The organism is Rhodoferax lacus (assembly GCF_003415675.1).
Taxonomy (GTDB): domain Bacteria; phylum Pseudomonadota; class Gammaproteobacteria; order Burkholderiales; family Burkholderiaceae_C; genus Allorhodoferax; species Allorhodoferax lacus.
Genome location: NZ_QFZK01000007.1, coordinates 21097 through 45282, shown reverse-complemented (window position 1 = coordinate 45282; position 24186 = coordinate 21097). Strand labels below are relative to the sequence as shown.

Annotated in this window: 20 protein-coding genes; 8 read left to right on the top strand and 12 right to left on the bottom strand. The window is 62.6% G+C overall.

The window, feature by feature from the left end:
- The first annotated feature begins 17 nt into the window (after positions 1–17).
- Entirely contained in the window at positions 18–1367 is a 1350-nt protein-coding gene (locus DIC66_RS12540; RefSeq protein ID WP_199534738.1) for a glutamine synthetase family protein, read from the top strand.
- Between the two features lie 50 nt (positions 1368–1417).
- Here DIC66_RS12540 and pip read toward each other — a convergent pair whose 3' ends face one another.
- Positions 1418–2380, bottom strand: coding sequence for a prolyl aminopeptidase (gene pip, locus DIC66_RS12535; RefSeq protein WP_117177683.1), 963 nt, complete (start codon positions 2378–2380; stop codon positions 1418–1420).
- Positions 2381–2602: 222 nt separating this feature from the next.
- Here pip and DIC66_RS12530 point away from each other — a divergent pair, with 222 nt between their 5' ends.
- From DIC66_RS12530 to DIC66_RS12520, 3 genes are all read left to right on the top strand, one after another.
- Positions 2603–4963, top strand: coding sequence for an NADP-dependent malic enzyme (locus DIC66_RS12530; RefSeq protein ID WP_117177681.1), 2361 nt, complete (start codon positions 2603–2605; stop codon positions 4961–4963).
- Between the two features lie 192 nt (positions 4964–5155).
- Positions 5156–5506, top strand: a complete 351-nt coding sequence (locus DIC66_RS12525) for a guanyl-specific ribonuclease (RefSeq protein ID WP_117177937.1) — start codon at positions 5156–5158, stop codon at positions 5504–5506.
- Positions 5507–5540: 34 nt separating this feature from the next.
- On the top strand, positions 5541–5942 hold the full coding sequence (locus DIC66_RS12520) for a barstar family protein (RefSeq protein ID WP_117177679.1): 402 nt from the start codon (positions 5541–5543) through the stop codon (positions 5940–5942).
- Between the two features lie 252 nt (positions 5943–6194).
- On the opposite strand, the gene DIC66_RS12515 is transcribed toward DIC66_RS12520, so the two are convergent.
- The 5 genes from DIC66_RS12515 to DIC66_RS12495 form a co-directional block, all read right to left on the bottom strand.
- Positions 6195–9308, bottom strand: coding sequence for a PAS domain S-box protein (locus DIC66_RS12515; protein ID WP_117177677.1), 3114 nt, complete (start codon positions 9306–9308; stop codon positions 6195–6197).
- A 14-nt stretch (positions 9309–9322) separates the two neighbouring features.
- Positions 9323–10177 carry a phosphate/phosphite/phosphonate ABC transporter substrate-binding protein gene (locus tag DIC66_RS12510; RefSeq protein WP_117177675.1) on the bottom strand — a complete coding sequence of 285 codons (855 nt, stop codon included), beginning with the start codon at positions 10175–10177 and terminating at the stop codon, positions 9323–9325.
- Positions 10178–10250: 73 nt separating this feature from the next.
- Positions 10251–11018, bottom strand: coding sequence for a 16S rRNA (adenine(1518)-N(6)/adenine(1519)-N(6))-dimethyltransferase RsmA (gene rsmA / locus DIC66_RS12505; RefSeq protein WP_117177673.1), 768 nt, complete (start codon positions 11016–11018; stop codon positions 10251–10253).
- Between the two features lie 3 nt (positions 11019–11021).
- On the bottom strand, positions 11022–12329 hold the full coding sequence (locus tag DIC66_RS12500) for a peptidylprolyl isomerase (RefSeq protein ID WP_117177935.1): 1308 nt from the start codon (positions 12327–12329) through the stop codon (positions 11022–11024).
- A gap of 6 nt (positions 12330–12335) precedes the next feature.
- On the bottom strand, positions 12336–14720 hold the full coding sequence (locus DIC66_RS12495) for an LPS-assembly protein LptD (protein WP_117177671.1): 2385 nt from the start codon (positions 14718–14720) through the stop codon (positions 12336–12338).
- Positions 14721–14806: 86 nt separating this feature from the next.
- On the opposite strand from DIC66_RS12495, the gene DIC66_RS12490 reads away from it, so the two are divergent.
- Together DIC66_RS12490 and DIC66_RS12485 are read left to right on the top strand one after the other, a co-directional pair.
- Complete coding sequence (locus DIC66_RS12490) at positions 14807–15901, top strand: aminoglycoside phosphotransferase family protein (protein WP_117177669.1); 1095 nt, start codon at positions 14807–14809, stop codon at positions 15899–15901.
- 2 nt (positions 15902–15903) lie between these two features.
- Positions 15904–16647, top strand: a complete 744-nt coding sequence (locus DIC66_RS12485) for a 16S rRNA (uracil(1498)-N(3))-methyltransferase (protein ID WP_117177667.1) — start codon at positions 15904–15906, stop codon at positions 16645–16647.
- 84 nt (positions 16648–16731) lie between these two features.
- Here the strand turns inward: DIC66_RS12485 and DIC66_RS12480 are convergent, their stop codons facing one another.
- From DIC66_RS12480 to metX, 3 genes are all read right to left on the bottom strand, one after another.
- Positions 16732–18192: a M20/M25/M40 family metallo-hydrolase gene (locus tag DIC66_RS12480; protein ID WP_117177665.1), complete on the bottom strand. Its 1461-nt coding sequence runs from the start codon at positions 18190–18192 to the stop codon at positions 16732–16734.
- A gap of 62 nt (positions 18193–18254) precedes the next feature.
- On the bottom strand, positions 18255–18836 hold the full coding sequence (gene metW, locus DIC66_RS12475; protein WP_117177663.1) for a methionine biosynthesis protein MetW: 582 nt from the start codon (positions 18834–18836) through the stop codon (positions 18255–18257).
- A complete protein-coding gene (gene metX / locus DIC66_RS12470) occupies positions 18833–20014 on the bottom strand; it encodes a homoserine O-succinyltransferase MetX (RefSeq protein ID WP_420820493.1) in 1182 nt (393 codons plus the stop codon). The genes metW and metX overlap by 4 nt, the downstream gene beginning before the upstream one ends.
- 279 nt (positions 20015–20293) lie before the next feature.
- On the opposite strand from metX, the gene DIC66_RS12465 reads away from it, so the two are divergent.
- Together DIC66_RS12465 and DIC66_RS12460 are read left to right on the top strand one after the other, a co-directional pair.
- On the top strand, positions 20294–21496 hold the full coding sequence (locus tag DIC66_RS12465; protein WP_117177662.1) for an ammonium transporter: 1203 nt from the start codon (positions 20294–20296) through the stop codon (positions 21494–21496).
- Positions 21497–21580: 84 nt separating this feature from the next.
- Positions 21581–22150, top strand: coding sequence for a glutathione peroxidase (locus DIC66_RS12460; RefSeq protein WP_117177660.1), 570 nt, complete (start codon positions 21581–21583; stop codon positions 22148–22150).
- 30 nt (positions 22151–22180) lie between these two features.
- Here DIC66_RS12460 and DIC66_RS12455 read toward each other — a convergent pair whose 3' ends face one another.
- From DIC66_RS12455 to bufB, 3 genes are read right to left on the bottom strand one after another with little or no spacing between them, the layout of a single operon-like run.
- Positions 22181–22405 carry a DoxX family membrane protein gene (locus DIC66_RS12455; RefSeq protein ID WP_233505899.1) on the bottom strand — a complete coding sequence of 75 codons (225 nt, stop codon included), beginning with the start codon at positions 22403–22405 and terminating at the stop codon, positions 22181–22183.
- Positions 22356–23255, bottom strand: a complete 900-nt coding sequence (locus DIC66_RS12450) for an HvfC/BufC N-terminal domain-containing protein (RefSeq protein WP_158558905.1) — start codon at positions 23253–23255, stop codon at positions 22356–22358. The genes DIC66_RS12455 and DIC66_RS12450 overlap by 50 nt, the downstream gene beginning before the upstream one ends.
- The gene (gene bufB, locus DIC66_RS12445) at positions 23252–24166 is read right to left on the bottom strand and encodes an MNIO family bufferin maturase (RefSeq protein ID WP_117177656.1); all 915 of its coding nucleotides are present in this window, start codon (positions 24164–24166) and stop codon (positions 23252–23254) included. The genes DIC66_RS12450 and bufB overlap by 4 nt, the downstream gene beginning before the upstream one ends.
- Positions 24167–24186: the final 20 nt, after the last annotated feature.

Here is a 24186-nt window from a genome sequence, read left to right as displayed (position 1 = left end):
TCAACCAGCCAGCCATCATGACACAGCCCACCCGCGCCGCGCTTCAAGCCTTCTTTGACCTTCATGGCATTCGGGATGTGGAGTGCATTTTTCCGGATGTGTCGGGCTATCCGCGCGGCAAGCTCATGCCCGCGGCCAGCTTTGCCGCCGGCAGCGAACTGCGCATTGCCCAGGCCATTCCCATGCAGTGCGTAACGGGCGACTATTCCTACGACCCGGTCTTTCCGGATGCCGACCCGGATGTGCGTCTGGTGCCCGACTACGCCACGCTCAAGCGCTCCCCCTGGTCCAGCGTGCCACGCGCCTTTGCCATCCACGACTGTGTGGAGCTCAGCGGCGAGCCCTGCGCGTTTTCCGCGCGCTCGCTGCTGGAGACGGTGGTGGCGCGCTACACCGCCCAGGGCCTCACACCGGTGGTGGCGCCCGAGATCGAGTTCTACCTGACCGCCCCCTGCACCAACCCGGACCAGCCCTTGACCGCTCCGCTGACGCGCAACGGTCGGGCCGAGGCCGGGCAGTCGGCCTTCAGCATGAACATGCTCAATGAGCACGCGGCCTTCTGGGACGCTTTTCGCAGTGCGCTGGAGTCTTTGGGCGTGCAGTCCGACACCTGGATCCATGAGGTGGGAACCAGCCAGTTCGAGATCAACCTGATGCACGGCGACCCGCTGGCCGTGGCCGACCAGGCGTTTTTGTTCAAGTACGCGGCCAAGGAGATTGCCATCCAGCACGGCCTGAACGCGGTGTTCATGGCCAAGCCGATTGCCGGTGCGCCGGGCAGCTCCATGCACCTGCACCAGAGCGTGGTGGACAGCGCCGGGCGCAACATCTTCAGCACGGACGATGGGCAGGAGAGCGCGGCCTTTGGCCACTTCATAGCCGGGCTGCAAACCTATGGCCCGGACCTGATGCTGGTGTTCGCGCCCTTCGTCAATTCGTACCGCCGCTTTGTGGTGGGCAGCCAGGCCCCCATCAACCTGGCCTGGGGCCATGACAACCGCACCGCCGGCTTGCGCATCCCCCAAAGCGGCCCGGCCGCGCGGCGCGTGGAAAACCGCATCGCCGGGGCCGATGCCAACCCCTACCTGGCCATCGCCGCCTCCCTGGCCGCCGGGCTGGCTGGCATGAATGAGAGGCTGCAGCCCTCCGAGCCGCTGGATGCAGGCGCCAACGCCTACCTGCAGGCCCACGCGCTGGAGCGCAGCTTTTTGCCCGCGCACGAGCGCATGGCCCACAGCCCGTCCGCACGCAGGCTCCTGGGTGAGGCCTTTGTCACCGGCTATTGCGCGGTCAAGGCGCTGGAGTACCAGAGCTACCTGCACGAGATCAGCGCGTGGGAGCGGCGTTTTCTTTTGCCGCAGGTCTAGAGATCATGCCCCCACGCTTCTCGCTTCGCGCAATACGCTGCCCCGTCTGATTACAGGCTGCCGTCGCGCTTGAACTGCTCGGTGGCGCGCACCAGGGCGCTGGCGATGCCGGGCTCGAAGGCGCCGTGGCCGGCGTCGGGGATGATGTGGAAGCTGGCCTCGGGCCAGGCCTGGTGCAGGCGCCAGGCCGAGAGCATGGGGCAGATCACGTCGTAGCGGCCCTGCACGATCACAGCGGGCAGGTGGCGGATGCGGTCCACGTTGCGGATCAACTGGTCCTCGGTGAAGAAGGCCTGGTGGCTGAAATAGTGTGCCTCCAGGCGCCCCACACCCAGGGCCACGGCCTCGCTGCCAAAGGACTCTTCCACAGCCGGGTCTGGCAACAGGTGGATGGTGCGGCCCTCGTAGCGGCCCCAGGCACGCGCGGCGGCCACGCCCTGCGCCACATCCTCGCCAAACAGCTTCTTGCAAAAGGCCGGCAACAGGTCGCCGCGGTCAGCCTCGGCAATCGGCGCCACAAACTGCGCATGCGCGTCCGGAAAGAACCAGCGGATGCCATTGAGGAACCAGTCAATCTCGGCCGGGGTGCACAGAAAAATCCCGCGCAGTACCAGCCCGCTGCAGCGCTCGGGATGCGCCTGCGCATAGGCCAGTGCCAGGGTGGAGCCCCAGGAGCCGCCAAACAGCAGCCACTGTTCAATCTCCAGCAAGCTGCGCAGGCGCTCGATGTCGGCCAGCAGCAGCTGCGTCGTATTGTTGCGGGTTTCGCCCAAGGGGGTGGACTGGCCGGCACCGCGCTGGTCGAACAGCACGATGCGGTAGTGCGCCGGATCAAAGAACTGCCGGTGTTTGGGTGACAGACCCGCGCCCGGCCCGCCATGCAGGAACAACACCGGCACGCCCTGCGGATTACCGCACTCCTCCCAGTACAGGGTGTGAATGTCGTCCACCGCCAGCCTACCAGTGCGGTAGGGATTCAGAGGCGGAAACAAGAGATTGGCGCTGGTGCTCATGGGTAGTCTTTATGAAACAAGGCGAGGGCTTGAGGCCATTGTGCCGTTGCTGGCGCGACCCGGGGCTGAGGCACCAATCTACTCTTAGCACCGATAGTGCAGCTTGCCAAGGCCGGATATCCGCAGCAGCGACGCAGGGTCAGCGCGAGGGGCCGGGTCTACAATGGATTCCCGCCTCGGGAGCCTGCGCCTTCGCGCCCGCCCTGATGCACAAGGACGCCAATGACACAGGATTCATCCACCGGGTCGCTTACCCCCAGCTCCTCCAACACCCCCGAGAAACGTGCCGAACTGCGCCGCGCCGCACTGGAGTACCACGAGTTCCCCACGCCCGGAAAAATCGCCATTGCGGCGACCAAGCAACTGGTCAACCAGCACGACCTGGCCCTGGCCTACTCGCCCGGCGTGGCCGCGCCCTGCGAGGAAATCGTCAAGGACCCCAACAACGCCTTCAAGTACACCAGCCGCGGCAATCTGGTGGCCGTCATCACCAACGGCACGGCCGTGCTGGGCCTGGGTGACATTGGCCCGCTGGCGGCCAAGCCGGTGATGGAGGGCAAGGGCGTGCTGTTCAAGAAGTTCGCCGGCATTGACGTGTTTGACATCGAGATCAACGAGAAGCACGACCTGGACAAGCTGGTGGACATCATCGCCTCGCTGGAGCCCACCTTTGGCGGTATCAACCTCGAAGACATCAAGGCGCCCGACTGCTTTTATGTGGAGCGCAAGCTGCGCGAGCGCATGAAGATTCCGGTGTTCCATGACGACCAGCACGGCACCGCTATCGTGGTGGGTGCAGGCATCCTCAATGGCCTCAAGGTGGTGGGCAAGGATCCCAAAAAGATCAAACTGGTGACCTCTGGCGCAGGTGCCGCAGCCCTGGCTTGCCTGGGCCTGCTGGTCAAGCTGGGCATCCCGCGCGAAAACATCTATGTCACCGATCTGGCTGGCGTGGTTTACGCGGGCCGCACCGAGCTGATGGACGAGGACAAGGCGGTGTTTGCCCAAGAAACAGACGCACGCACCCTGCGTGAAATCATTGTCGGGGCCGATGTGTTCCTGGGTCTGTCGGCCGGCGGCGTGCTCAAGCCCGATATGGTGGCCACCATGGCTGCCAACCCCATCATTTTTGCCTTGGCCAACCCCACGCCCGAAATTCTGCCCGAGGAAGTGAAGGCGGTACGCAGCGACGCCATCATGGCCACCGGCCGCACCGACTACCCCAACCAGGTCAACAACGTCCTGTGCTTCCCCTACATCTTCCGTGGCGCCCTGGATGCGGGTGCCTCGACCATCACGCTGGAGATGGAAATCGCAGCCGTGCATGCCATTGCCGACCTGGCCCAGGCCGAGCAGAGCGATGTGGTGGCTGCAGCCTATTCCGGTGAGCAACTGGCCTTCGGCCCCGAGTACCTGATCCCCAAGCCCTTCGATCCGCGCCTGATGATGAAGATCGCTCCGGCCGTGGCCAAGGCGGCAGCCGACAGCGGCGTAGCCTTGCGCCCGATCGCCGACATGGATGCCTACCGCGAGCGCCTGCAGAGCTTTGTCTACGCCTCCGGCACCACCATGAAGCCCATCTTCACGGCTGCCCGCAAGGCGCTGAAAAAGCGCGTGGCCTATTCCGAAGGCGAAGAAGAGCGCGTCCTGCGCGCCGCCCAGATCGTGGTTGACGAGCGCCTGGCCCTGCCCACGTTGATTGGCCGCCCGGCCGTGATTGCCGAGCGCATCGAGAAATTCGGCCTGCGCCTGCGAGAGGGCGTGGACTACCAGGTGGTGAATGTGGAGCAGGACCACCGCTACCGCGACTTCTGGCAGACCTACCACCGCATGACCGAGCGCAAGGGCGTAACAGTCCAGGTAGCCAAGATCGAAATGCGCCGCCGCCTGAGCCTGATTGGCGCCATGTTGCTGCACAAGGGCGATGTGGACGGCTTGATCTGCGGCACCTGGGGCAAGACCGCCCTGCATCTGGAATACATTGACCAGGTGATTGGCAAGCGTATGGACACCAAGGCGGGCCCGGGTTCGGACTGCGCCATCTATGCCTGCATGAATGGCCTGATGCTGCCCGGACGCCAGGTGTTCCTGGTGGACACCCATGTGAACTACGACCCGACCGCCCAGGAACTGGCCCGCATCACGGTTATGGCCGCCGAGGAAATGATGCGCTTTGGCTTCAAGCCGAAGGCCGCACTGCTCAGCCACTCCAGCTTTGGCAGCAGCAACGAGCCCAGCGCCATCAAGATGCGCGACACCCTGGCACTGCTGCAACAGCAGGCACCCTGGCTGGAAGTGGACGGCGAAATGCATGGCGATGTGGCGCTGGACGGCGATGCCCGCAAGGCACTGATGCCCCACAGCACCCTGCAGGGCGACGCCAATTTGCTGGTGCTGCCCAACATCGATGCAGCCAATATTGCGTACAACCTGCTCAAGACCGCAGCTGGCGGCAACATCGCCATTGGCCCGGTTTTGCTGGGTGCAGCCAAACCGGTGCATATTTTGACGGCCAGCACCACGGTGCGCCGCATCGTAAATATGACGGCACTCACGGTGGCAGATGCGAACGCCAGCCGCTAGGCGTTGCGCCTTCAGTTAGTACATACTTCTTTACTTTTTAGGCACACAGGCCTTGCCCTTCAAAGGGGCAAGGCCTTGCTTTTTTAGGCCGGATGCGTGACACTAGCGACCTCGGGACATGGGGTTTACCCGAATTTGTAACGGGGAATTTTGGTGCGCAGCAACCGGTTTAAGTTAGTACTCACCGGCTTTATGTTGGCAGTGGCTCTGGGCGCTGGTAACGCAGGTGCAAGAACTGCGTACAACCAATCCGAACCCGGCCTTATTGCGCTAGGCGCATTGCCGGTAGAGGGCCAGGAGACACACAGGCTGATACACCAAGGTGGCCCTTTTCCGTTCGACAAAGATGGCGTGGTGTTCGGAAACCGGGAGCGTTTTCTGCCCATGCACAAGCGTGGCTACTACCGTGAATATACCGTGCGGACCCCGGGTTCCCGGAACCGTGGCGCCAGAAGAATTGTGTGCGGTGGCCCAGCCACCCTGCCAGATGACTGTTTTTACACGGCCGATCACTATGCGAGCTTTCGCAAGATCGTGCCATGAACTTTGTTTTGTACTTTGAGAAAGAGAATCGGGGATGGATACGCCACTTCGAACCGTTAGAACCAATATCGTTCAATCGATACGCGCCTTCAGGGTGCAGGATTTGCAGGAAGCGGCCCAAGCATTGGGTCACCACTTCCTGTACGCCAATCTGGCCAACGCACAGTCCAAGCAGGATGTGTTGGACTTGATCAGCCAGCAATTCATATTGTCCACCCAGGTCAGCAAGAACTTTGATGCCCTGTACGACAGCATGACAGACCCGGTACACAAATCGGGGCCACAGCCCGGCTTTATAGCCGTGTTGGAACACATTCCTGCCAACGTCAAGTTTGACAAGGAAGCACGCGAGCAATTACTCGACATCTTCCGCGACACTGCCGACTACTGGGGAGACCGGAAGATACCGTTCAGGTGCTTCTATTCTTTTCTGTAGCCCGTTCTGCACACACCAGCCAAGCAGAACGGGCTAACGAGGCAAGCAGCGGTACCGCCACACCCGTGGTCAGCGGTATCGAATTGACGACCGAGAGCGGCGAGAAAATGCCAACAGACAAGCTGTTGGATGTGTCACCTCTGGCGCTGCGCATGAGCAGCCCCTTCAACGCGGGTTACTGGCTGGCAGCGGCGTAAAGCTTCTCCACCCTTCCCAAAGAGCCCGTCCCTGTGACGGGCTTTTTTTTGGGCACTACGCCACTGTGGCCGTAAAACGCTGCAACACGGCCTGCAGGCCGCTGGCAGTAAAGGGCTTGGCCAGGTGATCGTCCATGCCAGCCTCCAGGCAGGCCTGGCGGTCTGCCTCCATGGCGTTGGCCGTCATGGCCACAATCGGTGTGTGCTGCCACGGGGACTCGGCGGCACGAATCTGCCGAGTGGCCTCCAGACCTCCCATCACAGGCATCTGCATGTCCATCAGCACAATGTCCCACACCTGGGTGGCAAACAGGTCCACTGCTTCCTGCCCGTTTTTGGCCAGCAACACGGTGTGGCCCCACTTCTTGAGCAAGGTGGTTGCCAGCATCTGGTTGATGGGATGGTCTTCAACCAGCAGCACCTGCAAAGCCTTGGCTTGTGCAACTGCAGCAACCATCAAAGGCGCCGGAGCACTTGCCGGTGCCAAGGGCGTTTGCACCTGCACCGTGAAATGGAAGGTGCTTCCCTGTCCCTCCACACTGTCTACCCAGATCCGTCCGCCCATGAGTTCCACCAAGCGGGCACATATGGTGAGACCCAGGCCGGTTCCGCCAAAACGGCGCGTGGTGGAGGTGTCTGCCTGGCTGAAGGCCTCAAAGACGCCATGCTGCTTGTCTGCCGCAATACCAATGCCTGTGTCGCGCACCTCGAAATGCAAGACACATCCTGCTGCTGCCGGCTCGGAACGCACCGTGACCGTGATGCCCCCTTGCGCCGTGAATTTGATGGCGTTGTCACACAAATTGGTCAGCACCTGACCCATGCGCACCGGGTCACCAAGCACCGCATATGGAAGGTCTGGTTGCAGACTGCTGTTGAGCACCAGGCCCTTTTGGCCGGCCCGGCTGCGCAGGGTCTTGAGGGTCTCTTCAATGGTCTCCTGCAAGGGGAATCGCACGGATTCAATCGTGAGCTTGCCAGCCTCGATTTTGGAAAAGTCCAGCACGTCGTTGAGGATCACCATCAGCGACTGCGCCGAGCTTTTGACAATGCGCAGGTACTCGCGCTGGGTCGGGTTCTGTTCCAGGTCCAGTGCCAGATCGGTCATGCCGATCACGCCATTCATGGGGGTGCGGATTTCGTGGCTCATATTCGCCAAAAAGTCACTCTTGGCCTGGCTGGCTGCCTCGGCATTGCGCTTGGCCTCGCGCAGTTCCTGCTCGATGCGGTTCTTGTCCGTGATGTCGAGAATCGTGCCCACCAGGCCGGTGACCTCACCCTGTGCGTCTGTCAGCGGCGCCTTCCAGTACAGGCCCTCACGCACTTCGCCCGTCAGGTGGTTGCGAAACACCGCTTCGTAGCTCTGGATGTCGCGCCTGGCAAAGAGGTACTGGTCTTTGGCATCCATCATCGCCGCCTCGTTGGGCACCAGGTCAAACACCGTCTTGCCGATCCAGTTTGCGCGCTCAATGCCGAACAGCTTTTCAAAGGCCTTGTTGAACCGCAAATAGCGACCCTGCCTGTCCTTGAGGTAGATCGCCGTGGGCATGGCCTCCAGCAGCACTTCGACAAAACGCAGTTGTTCGGCCAGCGTGGCCTCCATGGTTTTGCGCACCGTGATGTCGGTGCGAATGGCGATGTACTGTTCGGGCAGCCCCTCGCCCCCCAGGAGCGGAACAATAGTGGCATCCACCCAGTACAGGACGCCAGACTTGCTGCGGTTGCAGATCTCGCCATGCCACACGCGGCCCGCAGCAATCGTGCTCCACAGGGCGTCAAAGAACGCAGGAGGATGCTGGCCAGACTGGACGATACGGTGGTTGCGGTTCAGCAGCTCCTCCTGTGAGTAGCCACTGATTTCGCTGAACTTGCCGTTGGCATAGGTGATGTTGCCCTGCAAATCGGTCATGCTGACAATGGCGTGCTGGTCCAATGCGAATTTTTGGTTGTTGAGGGCGCGGCGTCCGACCTCGCGCTCCTGCATCAGACTCACCACGCGATTGACCAGCGCGTCCAGATCATCACCGTCCAGCGGCAAGGCTGCGCTCTCGGGTTGCAGCTCCAGGGTGCTCAGGACGCGGCGCAAGGACTCCAGCACGCGCTGGCGTGCCTGCAGTTCACTGCGCAACTGCAGGTCCAGGGCATGCTGGCGCGATACGTCGCGCAGCGTCAGCACATGTCCACTAACCACATTGCCAGCAGAGTAAATAGTGGCCAGGGTGGTGTCCAGAACCACCGGATGACCGGCTGCATCGGTCATTTCCAGTCGGCGTACCTTCCAGTCCAGTGTTTTGGTGTCTTCACTGAACACGCGCGGCAGGAGCGCGTGGGCATCCTGGCCCAGCATGGCCTGCGCCGACAGGCCGAGCAACTGCTCGGCCGCCGGGTTGCTGTACACCAGCCGGTAAGCGGCATCGGTGCGCAACACGCCATCGGTAATGGTGCTCAGCGTAACGGCCGCCTCTTCGCGCTGCACAGAAAGCCTCCCGGCGGCCCGGTTGATGATGTCAAAGGTGTGGCGGATTTCAACCGGCGCATCGGCATCCAGCAGCGCATTGATGTCGATAGTGCCTGACAGAATATCGGCCTCGCGCAGGCGCACACGGTCAAAATTGCCCAACCAATGCCTGAGCGGCCTGCGGATCAGGAGCACACCAGCGCCCAGTGCGCCAAAGGCCAGCAGCAAGGCGTAAGTCGCTACACGCCACAGTTCTGCGGCAATATTTTCGGCAGCAAAACTCAGCCGCAGCACGCCGTAGTCCTTGCCGCCCACCTGGATGTTCTGGTTGATATCAAACAGCCGCGCCTCCACCAGCTTGAGCAACCAGTGCGGCGGTGTGCCATTGAATGGCGGCGCGTTGGTCGCAGTCAGCACGCCGCCATTGGTGTCGATGAACTGGGCGCGGGCGAAATTCGATTGGGCGATTGAGCGTTCCAGGGTCTTGCTGATGGTGTCATAGTCGCCGATCACGGCGCTGTCGCCCACTGTCTGTGATGCCACGTTGACCATCATTTCGCCCGCGAGCAACTGCTCTTCAATCTGCTGCGTGAACTGGTAGCGGTAAAACAGGGAGAGTCCTGCACCCACAAACAGCAGCAGGGTCACCACATACAGCGAGAACACCCGCCCCACCAATGACTGGGGAAGCAGGCGCTGCAGCGGTGTCATGGGTAGGCGGGCCCTCAGTGCAGGGCCACGGGTGCGCTCTGGTAAAAGCGCTTGTAGGAAGCGTAGTCAGCGGCACTGGCGGCCACAAAATAGGCGTCGTTTGGCAGCCCCACCTCCTTGGAGGCCTGGTGCAGGATGTCGCGCCCCTTGGGGTCGCTGTACATCTCCACAAAGGCCGCCGCCACCCGGCGCGCATCGCCTTCAGGCACTTTGCTGGCGACCATCAGGGCCAGGTCCTGGTAGGACTCGGAGCTCCACAGCACCCGGAACTTTTTGCCCTCGCGCCGGGTATAGCCATCCACCAGCTGTGAATTGCCGCCAGAGGCCACCACCTTTCCGGCGAACAGTTGGGCAAAGGCCGCATTCTGGTTGCCCGCAAACACCACTTTCACATCGATATTTTTGGACAGCAGATTGGCATAGGGCACTTTGTAAACAATAAAGGCCTCGGGTCCGGCAAAGGAGACTTCCTGGCCCTTGAGCTGGGCCAGCTCGGTGATGGGGGAGTCGGCCGGCACCACGATTTGCCCCTGCAACGGCGGTGTGTTGCGACGGCCAAAAACTTTCCAACCCAGCTTTTCCCGGTCCGGGCTGAAGAGGTGGTTACTGAAGACAAACTCGACCTCCTTGGCCAGCACATAGCTGGTGGTGTCGGCCGAGGTGCGGCCGATTTTCAGATTGAGTTTGACGCCACTTTTTTCAGACACATAGGCAATGATGGGGTTCCAGTACGCCGCCGTAAGATTGATGTCGTACTGGTTGACCGGGGAGAAGTTGTAAGTCGCCTGCTGCGCCAGCACCGGAGAAATTTGCGCGCTGCATGCCAACAGCAACACACCCGTCAAACGGGTAAGAAATGTCCTCTTCATCGGTGTGCCCTTCCAATATGCATGTTTGATGTTCTGAGCCCCCTGCTCCATCATAAAACAGCCAGAAGGGAAATCAGCCGATTTGCAGGGCAAGCTCCAAGTATTGCGCCACCGGCACCTCTTCGGCACGGCGCTGCACGTCAAAGGTGCCCGCAAAATTCTTTTCTGTCAGCCAGCGCCCCAGCGTATGGCGCAGCAGTTTGCGGCGCTGGCTGAACGCCACTTGCACCAGCTCACTGAGCAAGCGCACATCAACGGCCGCCGGTTCACCGCGCGGCACCATGCGCACCACGGCGCTGTCCACGCGGGGCGGCGGATCAAAGCTTTCGGGCGGTACAAACAGCACGTCCTCCATGGCGTAGCGCCACTGCAGCATCACACTCAGGCGGCCATAGGCGGAGGTGCTGGGGGAAGCCACCATGCGGTCAATCACTTCCTTTTGCAGCATGAAGTGCTGGTCTTCAATGCAGTCCACATAGCCCAGCAGATGGAACAGGATCGGCGTGGAGATGTTGTAGGGCAGGTTGCCCACCACGCGCCATTTGCCAGGCGCCTGCGCAGGCACGGCTGGCAGGCTGCTGAAGTCGACCTTGAGCACATCTGACTCAACCACGGTGAGTTGCCCGTGGCTGCGCAGGCGCTGCGCCAGATCACGGTCCAGCTCAATCACGGTCAAGTGGCCCAGACGCTCCACCAGGGGTTGCGTCAAGGCCGCCAGGCCGGGGCCGATTTCCACCATGCGTTGCCCGGCCTGCGGCGCAATGGCCTGCACGATGGAATCAATGATGCCGCCGTCAGACAAAAAGTGCTGACCGAAGCGCTTGCGCGCAATATGTTTCATGGTTTATTGGGGCGGCTCGCGCAGCTCGACATAGGCCCGCTCGCGCACGTCACGCGCCCAGCTTGCAAAGGCTTCATCGAGCCGGGCTTCGCGCAACTGGTTGCGCACCTGTTCGCGCACTTCGCGCACACTCAGTTCCACCTTGCGGCGGTCGGTCAGCTGGATCAGGTGCACGCCAAAGCGCGTGACCGTGGGCTGGCTGATTTCGCCTTCCTTGAGCTGGTTCATGACCTCCTCAAACTCGGGCACGAACATGCCCGGATTGGCCCAGCCCAGGTCGCCCCCCTGTGCGGCACTGCCATCCTGCGAGTTGTCCCGCGCGGCAGCAGCAAAGTCGGTCTTGCCCGACACAATGCTCTGGCGCAGGGCTGCCAGTTTGGCACTGGCCGCAAAGGCGGAAAGCTCGGGGCTGGTGCGCAACAGAATATGGCGCGCACGGGTTTGCTGCACGCTCTTGGCCAGGGCGGAGGGCGCACGCCGCTCCAGCACCTTCAGAATGTGAAAGCCCGCGCCCGAGCGCACCAGCTCGGACACAGCGCCCACGGCCACTTTCTGTGTGGCCTGCACAAACGAAGGCGGGTAACGGTCGGCACGGCGCAAACCAAATTCGCCGGCCTTGCTGCGGTCCGCATCCGAGTATTGTTTGACCAAGGCGGCGAAGTCTTCTCCGGAACGCAGCCGCACCAGCAGCGCCTGGGCCTGGGCCTGCAGCTGGGATGTCAGATTCGCATCGGCCTTTTCAGGCACGGCCACCAGCAATTGCGCCAGATTGATTTCCTGCGCAAACGGATCGGTGTTGGCGGCCTGCTGTTCGGCCAGTGCACGGTCCACGTCCTGGTCACTGATGCGCACGCGCGCATCGACTTCGCGCTCACGCAAGCGGGTCAGGGTGAGTTGGTCACGCAGTTGCTTGCGCAACTCGTCCGGTTGGATGCCATCCTTGCGCATGCGCTTGCGCAGGCCGTCCACATCCATCTGGTTTTGACGGGCCAGGTTTTGCTCCGCCATATCCACTGCGGCATCGTCAATGCGAACACCGGTTTCAGTCGCCAGTTGCAACTGGGCACGGTCACTGATCAAGCGCTCCAGCACGCCCTGGCGGATTTCGTCGACTGCAGGCAGTGGCTGCCCACTGGCCTTGATTTGCGCCGTGACGCGTTGAATGGCAGCGCGCACCTCACTGTTGGTAATCGGCTCGGAGTTCACCAGCGCCACGACAAAGTCTGCCGACTCGGCCTTCTGGGCCTGGACTGGCTGGACGAGCAAAAGGGCGGCGGCGGCCAGTGCCAGGGCTGCAAGGCGGAATGTCATGGTCATTTATTCGAAGTTGCTGAAGCGGCTTTTGCTGGCACCGCCAGCGTCACGCAAATTTTGATAACGCGAGATATTTTGGGTCAAGGTGGCACGTGGATCTGCCGTGCCCAATCGGGTGAAGCCCACAAATTCCAGCTGGAAAATCCAGCGTTCAACTGCAGTGGAGGTACTGGTCTGGGTGCGCGAAAACACTACACGGCCCAGCCAGCAGCCCGCATCGTACTCGACACCCAGCAGGGTGTCGATCAGCTTGCCCTGGTCCATGCTGTAGTTCGTGCGACCCAGTGCGTAATAGCGGCCTTCGCCCTGGCCACGGCCCGCACCCATGTCGCGACCGCGGTCGCCCCACAGGTCATTGATGGGCCATTGCCAGCTCAGGTCGATTTGCTCACTGAAGGCGCGCTGATAACGGTACGCCGCATTGAAAACGCGGTAGCTGCCCGGGTTGTAGCGCGCACCCACGGTAGCCCGCACGGACTGGTCGGTCAGGGGGTTGTACTGGGTGGTGGAGTCCAGCGTCCAGCGGTCATTCAGATTGACCTCGGCACCCAGCAGTACATCGCTCAAGCCCGATTGGGCGGGGCTGGCGGCGCTGTTGATGGTGACTTGCTGCGGATCGAACCGCAGGCGCTGGGCAATGCCGAAGCGCGCGTATTGGCTGCCGCTGTCGGGGTCCAGAAAGCGCGTGGTCAGCCCCAGGGTCAACAGGTTGTTGTCGGAAATCTTGTCGTGGCCCACGAAGGCGTTTTCGCTGTAAATGCTGGCGAAGTTGAAGTCCGCCACGCCGGTGTCGTAATTGGGCAGGTTGCTCTGGTTGCGGAAAGGCGTGTACACATAGAAGGCGCGCGGCTCCAGGGTTTGCACATAGTTGCGCCCCAGAAAAGTGCTCTCGCGCTCGAACACCAGGCCACTGTCCAGGCTGAAGGTGGGCACCACACTGGTGGCCGACTGGCTGCCATCGGCCAGCAGCCCGTCAAACTGGTAGGCCGCAGCATGCAGCTGCAGCTTCGGCGTGATGAAGCCCTGCGGCGCCAGCCAGGGCCGGCTGATTTGCGCCAGTGCAAAGGTGCGCTGCGCGTTGGGCTGGCCTGTCAGGACCCGGTCCGCCTCGAACTGGGTGAAGTCGCCATCCAGCGCCCAGTCAAAGCCCTGCACATTGCTCTGTCCGGTATGGGCCGTGAGCTGCGGCAAGCGGTCATAGGGCGGAACGATGGGGGAAGCCGGGTCCTGAAGGATTTGCCACTTCAGCACATGCACCGTGCCACTGACCGGGCCGCTGGACCAACTGGCCAGCGCATCTGCAGGCAGCAGGCGCTGCGTCAGAAAAGCCTCGGAGCTGGTGAAGTCACGCCAGTAGTTGTCATCGCTCACGCGGTTGATGTTCAAGGCCAGGCCCACCGGGCTGATGTTGGGCAGGCCGGAGTTGATGGTGGCGTTGTGCGTCCAGGCCAGTCCCCAGCGGTCCAGGCCGCGCAGCTTGTCGCCCGGCATGCTGTCAGCCACCACGCGGCCGTTGTAGCTTGGCTCCAGGTAACGCAGGGTGACGCCCAGATCCACGCCGCGCGACGTCATCAGCGTGGGCGTGAGGGTGGCATCCAGGTTGGGCGCAATGTTCCAGTAGTAGGGCATGGCCAGCGTGGTGCCGCTGATGTTGTCAATGCCGAAGGTCGGCGGCAACAGCCCGGATTTGCGCTTCTCCGTCAACGGGAAACTGATGGCCGGCACGGGCAGGATGGGCACGCCCTTGAAATACAGGTAGGCGCCATTGGCCACGCCCACTTCTTCATCGTTGTCCAACGAAATGCTGGCCGCCCGCAAGACCCAGTCCGGCATCCAGCTTGGCCCCGGCAGGCGCCTGCAGGTGGTGTAGGTGGCGTCAAACACCACGGTGTGGTTCTCATCCTGGAATTCGGCGCGCGCGGCCTCGCCATGGGCGTCACCATTGGCGAAGTGGTAGACCGGCTGCTGGAAGAACCCCTCAAAGCGTTCCACCTTGAGCTCCAGCAAGGGGCCTTCGTACAGATTGCCCGCGCGGTTGATGCGCACATGGCCGATGGCGCGCGCCTGGTCGGTGGGCTGGTCGTATTCCAGCCGGTCGGCGTGGATCACGGTATCGGCCTTGCGCATCACGGCGTCACCCTGCACCACGGTTTCCAGGTCGCTGCGACCGCTGATCTGGTCGCCCTGCAGGAAGACCGGGGCCTCGCGCCGCTGCTGCGGGCTGAGTGCCTCGCTCAAAACAGGTGAGGGTTGCAGTGCCAACGGGTCTGAAGGCTCTTGCGCCAACGCCATGGAGGCCCACAGACTGCCGCACAAGGCCAGGCACTGCAGCACCGCGTAACGGACGCAGGGCGAGGCGGGCTGGAACAGACGGGGGGTTAAACGCATGAAGGCAGGAAACGCGGTAATAAGGGGATGATGCCGGTAGGCGTTGGATTGGGGCGGGTGCGAAGCCTTTGTAGAATGGATTATCCATGAGCCAACACATCCACGCCCCATCGGTCAAGCTGTCACCCGCAACACAGGCCACTGACGGTGTGCTGTGGTCTGACGCTGGACGCCAGTCCCGGTTTTTCCAATGGCTGTCGGGCCTGCCCGCCGAACTGGCGCTGCAGCCGGACACACTGAGCCCGGCCTCGGCCGACGCCAGCTTCCGGCGCTACCTGCGCATTGACAGCAGCCGGGGCAGCCTGGTGGTCATGGACGCGCCGCCCGACAAGGAAGACTGCAAGCCTTTTGTGCAGGTGGACCGCCTGATGCAGGAAGCCGGCTTGCGCGTGCCCGAGGTGCTGGCCTGGGAAGAAGAGCAGGGGTTTTTGCTGCTCAGCGACCTGGGCGCCAACACCCTGCTGCAAAGCATGGACCTGTCAGCCGAGCCGCCGCTCGATCAGTACATGGAAGCGGTGGACCTGCTGCTGCAGTGGCAACTGGCTTCCAGGCCCGAGGTGCTGCCGGTCTACGACCAGGCCCTGCTGCGCCGCGAGCTGGAATTGTTCCCGCAGTGGTACATCGCCCAGCACCGCCAGGTGGTGCTGGATGAGAAGCAGCGCAAGACGCTGGACGAGGCCTTCGAGCGCATCCTGCAAAACAATCTCAGCTGGCCCAGCGTCTATGTGCACCGCGACTTCATGCCGCGCAACCTGATGGTGTCGCCACAGGGCATGGGCGTGCTGGACTTTCAGGACGCGGTCTATGGCCCCATCACCTACGACATTGCCAGCCTGATGCGCGATGCCTTCCTGAGCTGGGACGAAGCGTTCTGTCTGGATGTGACCATCCGCTACTGGCAAAAAGCGCGCCGGGCCGGGCTGCCGGTGGGCGATGACTTTGGCGCGTTTTACCAGGGCGTGGAGTGGATGGGCCTGCAGCGCCACCTCAAGGTGGCCGGCATCTTTGCCCGCCTGACATTGCGCGACGGCAAGCCGCAATACCTGGCCGACACGCCGCGCTTTATCCACTACATACGCTCCACCTGCGCACGGTACATGGCGCTCAAGCCGCTGCTGCGCCTGGTAGAGACCATAGAAGGCATTGAGGTGCCCACTGCCTTTGCGTTTGGCAGGTTCTAGGCATGCCGCGTTTTTTCTGCCCGGCACCCCTGCACACCGGTGACCTGCTGGACCTGCCCTCCGGTGCGGCCCGCCATGTGCAGGTGCTGCGCCTGCAACCGGGCGACAGCATCACCCTGTTCAACCACGGCCCCGGTTGGGACGGCGCCAGCCCCGGCGGCGAGTTCGAAGCCCGGGTGACACTGATGGGGCGCAGCCAGGTCCAAGTGGAAATCGGCAGCCATCAAGCCGTGGAGCGTGAGGCACGCCGCGCCGTGCACCTGGCCGTGGGCATGCCCGCCAATGAGCGCATGGACTGGCTGGTGGAAAAAGCCGCCGAGTTGGGCGTGGCCAGCATCCAGCCCCTGATGACCGAGCGCAGCGTGCTGCGCCTGGCCGCCGAGCGCGCCACCAAGAAGGTGGAGCACTGGCAAAGCGTGGCGATTGCCGCCTGCGAACAATGCGGCGGCAACCGCGTGCCATTGGTCCATGGGGTGAAGACGCTGGCGCAATGGCTGGCGGCGCACAATGCCACAGACACGGACGCACCGCGTGCCTTGCTGCTGTCCCTGCGCGAAGGCACGCAGCTCCTGCAAGGCATGGACCTGGGAACGTCCAGCGCCCTTTTCCTGTCCGGGCCGGAAGGCGGCCTCAGCGTGGCGGAAGAAAGTGCTGCCGTGGCAGCCGGGTTTGCGCCCGTCACCTTGGGCGCACGCGTATTGCGCTCCGAAACAGCGGCCATCACGGCACTGGCCTTGCTGGCGTAAAGAAGCCGCTTGCCGTCCTTGGCCTGGCTGGCTTAGTGCACTGGCCGCCACCTCCGGCCTGGCAGGCGACTGCGAGTCAGCCTGTCAGGGGCACTGGGCAATCACCTGCGCCACCGCCGCAGTGAGCTTCTTGGCATAAGGCACATGCAAAAACTCGTTGGGTCCATGGGCGTTGCTCTTGGGGCCGAGCACGCCGCAAACCATCATCTGCGCTTTGGGGAAGCCCTTGGACAGCATGTTCATCAGCGGGATGGTGCCGCCCTGGCCGACATAGCCGCAAGGCGCGCCGAAGAAGGTCTGGGACGCATCGTCCAGCGCTTTCTCAAACCACGCCGCGGTGTCGGGCGCATTCCAGCCCGTGGCCTGGCCGCCGGGCGCAAAGGTGACCTGGGCCTGGTAGGGCGCGTTGTCTTCCAGCAGGGCTTTGAGTTGCTGCACGGCAGCTTGTGCGTCCACCAGCGGCGGCAGGCGCAACGAGAGCTTGAAGGCGGTGAAGGGCCGCAGCACATTGCCCGCATCCTTCATGTCCGGAAAGCCCTCTACGCCCACCACGCTGAGCGTGGGCGCCCAGGTGCGGTTGAGCAGGCCCTGCAGCGGGTCGGTGGTGGTGGGTAAGGAAAAAGTCTTGGCGCCATCGCAATCGTAGTGCGCCCACGGAAAATTCTGGTGCACGGCCTCGCCCAGAATCGCCGCCGTGGCCCGGGCCTGCGCCAGACGCTCGGGCGGCACCTCGCAATGGAAGGCGGCGGGCAGCAGGCGCCCGGTGGCACTATCCTCCAGACGATCCAGCACCTGGCGCATGATGCGAAAGCTCGAAGGCACCAGGCCACTGGCGTCGCCCGAGTGCACGCCCTCGGTAAGGATTTGCACCTTGAGCACACCACCGGCCACGCCGCGCAGGCTGTTGGTCAGCCAGAGCTGGTCGTAATTGCCCGCACCCGAGTCCAGGCAGATTACCAGGCCCACGTCGCCCAGGCGGCTTCCCAAGGCGTCTATGTACTGCAGCAGATTGGGCGAGCCGCTTTCCTCGCAGGTTTCTATCAGGCCCACGATACGCGGGTGCTCCTGCTTCTGGCTCTTGAGCGCCTGGATCGCGGCGATGGCGGCATAGGCGGCGTAGCCGTCATCGGCGCCACCACGGCCATAGAGCTTGCCGTCCAGGTACTTGGGCGTCCACGGCCCCAGGTCCGAGCGCCAGCCGGAAAATTCGGGCTGCTTGTCCAGGTGGCCGTACATCAGGACGGTCTGCTGTGCGTTGCTGCGGGTGGCTGCCACCTCGAAAAACAGCACTGGCGTCTGGCCGGGCAGGCGCACCACTTCCAGCGTCAGGCCCGGCACCTTTTGCGCCTCTATCCAGCTGGCCGTGTTGCGCACCACGGTATCGAGGTAGCCGTTGGCGGCCCAGTCGGCATCGAACATGGGCGACTTGGCGGGGATGGCGATGTAGTCGCTCAGCTCCGGGACGATGCTGCGGTCCCAGGCGCTGCTGACTTCGCTCAAGACTTGCGGCGCGCTCAGGCTCTGGGTCGGGATGCGGGCGTTCATAGGGTGTCCTGTGTCGGGTGGGGCGGGTCCAACCGGCATCATGCCACGCAGCAAGTGAAAGGCTAACGCGCCAGCTTGTAAACCGAGGTTCCCGCCCGCCAATTCGGCGCAAAGCGCACGGTGCGCCCGTCCTGCAGGCCAAAGCTGTCGAGCACGCGCAGGCCGCTGCGCCCGGCCAGGTCGGCCAGGTCGGCATGCGTGCCCACGCGGATGTTGGGTGTGTCGTACCACTGGTAGGGCAGGCGCTTGGTCACCGGCATGCGCCCGCGCAACACGCTCAGGCGGTTGGGCCAGTGGGCAAAGTTGGGGAAGGCTACGATGCCCACCTGGCCCACGCGCGCGGTCTCGCGCAGCATGACTTCGGCATTGCGCAGGTGTTGCAGGGTGTCGATCTGCAGCACCACATCAAACGACGCGTCCTCAAAAATCGCCAGGCCTTCGTCCAGATTGAGCTGGATGACATTCACTCCGCGCGCGATGCAAGCCAGCACATTGGCGTCGGCAATCTCGATGCCGTAGCCGGTGCAGCCGCGTTCGCGCTGCAGGTAGTCCAGCATGGCTCCGTCGCCACAACCCAGGTCGAGCACGCGCGCGCCGCGCGGCACCAGTTCGGCAATGGCGTGTTGGATGGTGGTGTCACTCATTGAGAAACCTCCTTGGCCACGCCATCGAAGTAGCTGCGCACCACGTTCTTGTAGCGCGGGTCATTGAGCAAGAAGGCGTCGTGGCCGTGTGGCGCGTCGATCTCGGCGTAGCTCACCTGGCGCCGGTTGTCCAGCAAGGCCTTGACGATTTCGCGGCTGCGCTTGGGCGCAAAGCGCCAGTCGGTGGTGAAGCTGACGATGAGGAACTTGCAGGTGGCAGCCGCCAGGGCCTGGCTCAGGTCACCGCCAAAATTGCGCGCCGGGTCAAAGTAGTCCAGAGCGCGGGTGATCAGCAAATAGGTGTTGGCATCGAAGTACTCGGCAAACTTGTCGCCCTGGTAGCGCAGATAGCTCTCGATCTGGAACTCGGCATCCTGGGTGCTGTACAGGTACCCGGTCAGTTCCTCTGGCTTGCCGTTCTTGGCGGCCAGTGCTGCGGCCCGCAATTGGCGGCCGAACTTCTCGTTCATCACGTCGTCACTGAGGTAGGTGATGTGGCCGATCATGCGGGCAATGCGCAGGCCGCGCTTGGGGATCACGCCATGGTCGTAAAAGTGGCCTCCATGGAAATCCGGGTCGGTGACGATGGCGCGGCGGGCCACCTCGTTGAAGGCAATGTTCTCGGCGTTCAGGTTGGGGGCGCTGGCAATCACCAGCGCGTGGCCCACGCGTTGGGGGTATCGCAGGGTCCAGCTCAGGGCCTGCATGCCGCCCAGCGAGCCGCCCATGACGGCGGCCAGCTTGTGAATACCCAGCACGTCGAGCAGCCGCGCCTGCGCGTCCACCCAGTCTTCCACCGTCACCACCGGGAAGTCGGTGCCATAGGCCCGACCGGTCGCCGGGTTGGTGTGCATGGGGCCGGTGGAGCCAAAGCAGGAGCCCAGGTTGTTGACGCCAATGACAAAGAACTGCGTGGTGTCCAGCGCCTTGCCCGGGCCAATCATGTTGTCCCACCAGCCCTCGGAGTTGGCCTGTCCATCGTAAGTACCTGCCACATGGTGGGAGGCATTGAGCGCATGGCACACCAGCACGGCATTGGACTTGTCGGCGTTGAGCGTGCCGTAGGTCTCGTAGGAAAGCTGGTAACCGCTCAGGGAGGCGCCGCTTTGCAGCGGCAGCGGAGCATCGAAATGCATGGATTGCGCAACGGCAATCAGTGGCTCATCCAATGTTGACAAGTTCGTTCCCATTCAAACCCCACAAACAAAAAACCCGGCATCGCATTCAACGAGGCCGGGAGTTTGGGTCGGTCCGTCTTTAGCTGCATTTGTAAAGCGCCCGCAAGCTGGAGCAAATTGGCGCTGGCGGGATTGTAGCAAGCGGCCTCCTGTGCACCAAAAAATCAACCTGCATCCATGCCCGTCTTTTTTGGCCCATTTTTTGCTTACTTTTGGTGCTTTTGCGGTAGTTGCCACCTAAATGCACCGCAAAACGGCATTTTCTCAAAGGGGATTTACATGAATGCACTGCAACAGGGCGCCGATGCCCTGTTTATATTGTTGGGCGCGGTCATGGTGCTTGCCATGCATGCTGGCTTTGCCTTTCTGGAATTGGGCACTGTACGGCGCAAGAACCAGGTGAACGCGCTAGTGAAGATTCTGGTGGACTTCTCAGTGTCGACCGTCGTGTATTTTGTGGTGGGTTATGCCGTGGCCTATGGCACGGGCTTCTTTGTCGGGGCCGAAGAGCTGGCCGCCAAGAATGGCTACACGCTGGTGAAGTTCTTCTTCCTGCTGACCTTTGCCGCAGCCATTCCCGCCATCATCTCTGGCGGCATTGCCGAGCGCGCCAAGTTCTGGCCGCAATTGATCGCCACAGCGGTCATCGTCGGCCTGATCTATCCGTTCTTCGAGGGCATCGCCTGGAACCAGCACTTTGGCGTGCAGGCCTGGATCAAGGCGACCACAGGCGCCGAGTTCCATGACTTTGCCGGCAGCGTGGTGGTGCATGCCGTGGGTGGCTGGATTGCGCTGGGTGCTGTCATCCTGCTGGGTGCGCGCAGCAACCGCTACCGCAAGGACGGCGCCATCTCCGCCCACCCGCCGAGCAGCATCCCCTTTCTGGCCCTGGGCGCTTGGATTCTGACGGTGGGCTGGTTTGGCTTCAACGTGATGAGTGCGCAGACCCTGGACAAGATATCCGGCCTGGTCGCCGTGAATTCCCTGATGGCCATGGTGGGCGGCACCCTGGTGGCCCTGCTGCTGGGCAAGAACGACCCCGGCTTTTTGCACAACGGACCGCTGGCCGGTCTGGTGGCCGTGTGCGCCGGCTCCGACCTGATGCACCCACTGGGCGCGCTGGTGGTGGGCGGAGTGGCGGGGGCCATCTTTGTGGTCATGTTCACCCTGACGCAGAACAAATGGAAGATTGACGATGTGCTGGGCGTGTGGCCGCTGCACGGCCTGTGCGGCACCTGGGGCGGCATTGCCGCAGGCATTTTCGGCAGCAAGGCACTGGGTGGCCTGGGCGGTGTGAGTCTGGGGGGGCAGTTGATAGGCACGGGCCTGGGCGTGCTCTGGGCACTGGTCAGTGGCTTTGCAGTCTATGGTTTGCTCAAAGCCACAGTGGGCTTGCGCATGAGCCAGGAAGAAGAATATGACGGTGCCGACCTGTCCATCCACAAGATCAGCGCCACGCCGGAGCGTGAAGCCAACTGGTAGCGCACGGCTGAGAGCAGGCTTGCAGTGGGCTTGGTCAATAAGTCTTCATCAGCAAAGACTTTGCGTTGCCCCTACCATGCCGCAATGAACAATCAAATTTGGACCCTGCTTCGTGTGGCGTTTACCGTGGGCTTCCTGGCCATGGTAACTGCCGCCCATGCGGCACCTCCTGCCGCCTGCCCGGCCTTGCTGCAATTCAAGTTCCCGCGCCTGCAGGACGATGCACCCCAAGACCTCTGCCAGTACGCCGGCAAAGTGGTGCTGGTGGTCAACACCGCAAGCTACTGCGGCTTTACCAGCCAGTACCAGGGCCTGGAAACGCTGTATGCGCAATACGAAAAGCAGGGTCTGGTGGTGTTGGGCTTTCCGTCCAACGACTTCGGCAGCCAAGAGCCAGGGTCCTCCAAGGAAATTGCCGACTTCTGCTTCAACACCTATGGTGTGAAGTTCCCCATGCTGTCCAAATCCGTGGTGTCGGGCGCTGCCAGGAATCCCATGTACGGTGCACTGCAAAAAGCCACTGGCAAGAGCCCGCAATGGAACTTTCACAAGTACCTGATAGACCGTAACGGCAAGGCCGTTGCCAGTTTTGCAAGCGATGTGGAACCCACTAGTCCCGCTCTGCTGGGCGCGGTGGAGAAGGCCCTGCGCTAACGGGGGCCCGGGTTGCGCTCCAGGACGCGGTCAAGCGACCACGTTGACCACCGAGAGCCCCAGTGCGGCAAGCCGACCGCCCAAGCCCAGGACTAACAAGGCCGGCGATCCAATATCGCCCCAAGTGCCCAGCAAAGCCGCCCATGCGGGTGGCAGAACCGGCACGTGGTACGCGTCTTGAAACAGGGCCAACCTGGTGTCCCAGTTACGCAATTTGGTCACCCCGGAGAGAAAGAATGCCTGGGCTACATACATCCGAACCAAGAGGCTGAGCAGGGGATGCAGCACATCCAGTGTTACCGCCATCCAGCGCCACGGAAGGGGCAACGTGGGGGCAAACACCCAGGACCAGTCCGGTCCGTACTGCAAGTGGAAGCCACTGGGCAATATCCAGTTCGGTGCTGGCCTGAAGCGCCGAAGCCAAATCCCGGCCAGTTTGCAAAGCGCACAACACCGGCAACTCGCCTGCCAGAGGCAAACGCAATCTGGGTTGAAAGCCATGACGCCAAATCACCACAGCTTGCGCAATCCGGCTACTGAGTTGCGCGCCCACTTCCGCAAACGAAGGGCTGCCCTCGGTGTGGGCCAACAGCAGACTGGCCAGGGGCCACAGGCTTGACAACGTAGCCAGGCCGGGCGCCAACACCAGGGTCAGGGTTTGCGGGTCGTCCGTCGTCAGCAGTGCAAGGCTTGCGAGATCGGCATCCTGGTCTTGCGCAAATGCACACCGGTGCAATGCCCACTCCGCCCGGGCCACGTCAACCAAATAGGGTTCGCCTTGCAGTTGCTCGCTGACCTGAACGAAATCGGCCGTGGCCTCGCCCCACCGCGCGATGTCACCACACTGCGGGGGGTGGGCATGCCACAGGGCACGCGCCAGATCACCAAAGCTCTCGTCGCCCAGCATTTGTGCGAGCACCGGGTAGGCCGCACGCAGGGCACGCTCTGCCAGCATATGGCCGTTACTCTGATACGCCTTGAGGCCGCGCTCAGCCCGCGACCCCACACCGCGGGCCTGCACCAGGAGAGCCCGGGACGCGTCCGATGAAGGCCATACAAACAGGGCATCCAGCAAAGCACGCTGTTGGTCGGCCAGCGCACTCACGCAAAGACCTCGAGTGTCTGCTGCGCCAGTGCACGGGCGCGGGCCGCTTCGTCCAGCAACACGTGCAGTGCAGGGATATCGGTGTCCCACTCAATGAGCGTGGGCACCGCGCCAAAACAGGCCACGGCATGTTGATACAGTTGCAACACTTCGGGGCAAGCCCGGCTGCCATGGTCATCGATCACGATGTCGCCATGCGCATCTCGCACATGGCAGTGGCCGGCCAGATGCAGTTCGCCCACGGCCTCAGGAGCAATTTTCTGCAGCCAGTCTTTGCAGGAGGCCAACGGGTCGGCACACAGGCCAGCCGCCTTGGCATTCAAGGCGTTGACGTAAACATTGTTCACATCGATCAGCAAGGCGCAGCCGGTGCGGCGCGCCAGGGCGTTGAGGAATGCGGGTTCGTCCAGCGTATGCTCAGCGGCTGTGACCCACTGTAGATAGGCGGACAAATTTTCAACCAAGAAGCGCCGCTGCAAGACTTCTTGCACCTGCTGCACATTCCCGCACAGTACATCCAGGGCCTCTTGCGTGAACGGCAGGGGCAGCAGGTCCGACGCATGCACAACCCCGCCCGCCAACTGTCCACGGGAAAAGCAGGCGTGGTCACTCACACGTACCGGGTCCACGCGTTCAACCAGCCTTGCAAGTTGGTCCAGGTGCCACGGGTCTACTCCGTGGGCGGAACCCAGAGACAATCCCACACCGTGCAGGCTGACGGGATAGTGGCTGCGACCCTGTTCCAAAACGGCCAGTGCAGCGCCACCCAAGGCGAAAAAGTTCTCAGAGTGGACTTCCAGAAAGTCCAAAGCGGGCCGCTCTTCCAGCAGCTGCTGGTAATGCGGGTGCCGCCAGCCAATGCCCACCTCCATAGCGAGCACCTCAGTACCCGGAGACGTCAAAACTGGCATGGCGGCGGTGGTTCAATCAG

Excerpts from the sequence above, each read along its gene's own strand:
- DIC66_RS12465 (WP_117177662.1), top strand. The coding sequence starts at position 20,294 with ATGAATGCACTGCAACAGGGCGCCGATGCCCTGTTTATATTGTTGGGC.
- metW (WP_117177663.1), bottom strand. The coding sequence starts at position 18,836 with ATGAGTGACACCACCATCCAACACGCCATTGCCGAACTGGTGCCGCGC.
- DIC66_RS12480 (WP_117177665.1), bottom strand. The coding sequence starts at position 18,192 with ATGAACGCCCGCATCCCGACCCAGAGCCTGAGCGCGCCGCAAGTCTTG.
- DIC66_RS12495 (WP_117177671.1), bottom strand. The coding sequence starts at position 14,720 with ATGCGTTTAACCCCCCGTCTGTTCCAGCCCGCCTCGCCCTGCGTCCGT.
- DIC66_RS12500 (WP_117177935.1), bottom strand. The coding sequence starts at position 12,329 with ATGACATTCCGCCTTGCAGCCCTGGCACTGGCCGCCGCCGCCCTTTTG.
- DIC66_RS12485 (WP_117177667.1), top strand. The coding sequence starts at position 15,904 with ATGCCGCGTTTTTTCTGCCCGGCACCCCTGCACACCGGTGACCTGCTG.
- rsmA (WP_117177673.1), bottom strand. The coding sequence starts at position 11,018 with ATGAAACATATTGCGCGCAAGCGCTTCGGTCAGCACTTTTTGTCTGAC.
- pip (WP_117177683.1), bottom strand. The coding sequence starts at position 2,380 with ATGAGCACCAGCGCCAATCTCTTGTTTCCGCCTCTGAATCCCTACCGC.
- DIC66_RS12520 (WP_117177679.1), top strand. The coding sequence starts at position 5,541 with ATGGATACGCCACTTCGAACCGTTAGAACCAATATCGTTCAATCGATA.
- DIC66_RS12510 (WP_117177675.1), bottom strand. The coding sequence starts at position 10,177 with ATGAAGAGGACATTTCTTACCCGTTTGACGGGTGTGTTGCTGTTGGCA.
- bufB (WP_117177656.1), bottom strand. The coding sequence starts at position 24,166 with ATGCCAGTTTTGACGTCTCCGGGTACTGAGGTGCTCGCTATGGAGGTG.
- DIC66_RS12540 (WP_199534738.1), top strand. The coding sequence starts at position 18 with ATGACACAGCCCACCCGCGCCGCGCTTCAAGCCTTCTTTGACCTTCAT.
- DIC66_RS12460 (WP_117177660.1), top strand. The coding sequence starts at position 21,581 with ATGAACAATCAAATTTGGACCCTGCTTCGTGTGGCGTTTACCGTGGGC.
- DIC66_RS12515 (WP_117177677.1), bottom strand. The coding sequence starts at position 9,308 with ATGACACCGCTGCAGCGCCTGCTTCCCCAGTCATTGGTGGGGCGGGTG.
- DIC66_RS12490 (WP_117177669.1), top strand. The coding sequence starts at position 14,807 with ATGAGCCAACACATCCACGCCCCATCGGTCAAGCTGTCACCCGCAACA.
- DIC66_RS12525 (WP_117177937.1), top strand. The coding sequence starts at position 5,156 with ATGTTGGCAGTGGCTCTGGGCGCTGGTAACGCAGGTGCAAGAACTGCG.
- DIC66_RS12455 (WP_233505899.1), bottom strand. The coding sequence starts at position 22,405 with ATGTATGTAGCCCAGGCATTCTTTCTCTCCGGGGTGACCAAATTGCGT.
- DIC66_RS12530 (WP_117177681.1), top strand. The coding sequence starts at position 2,603 with ATGACACAGGATTCATCCACCGGGTCGCTTACCCCCAGCTCCTCCAAC.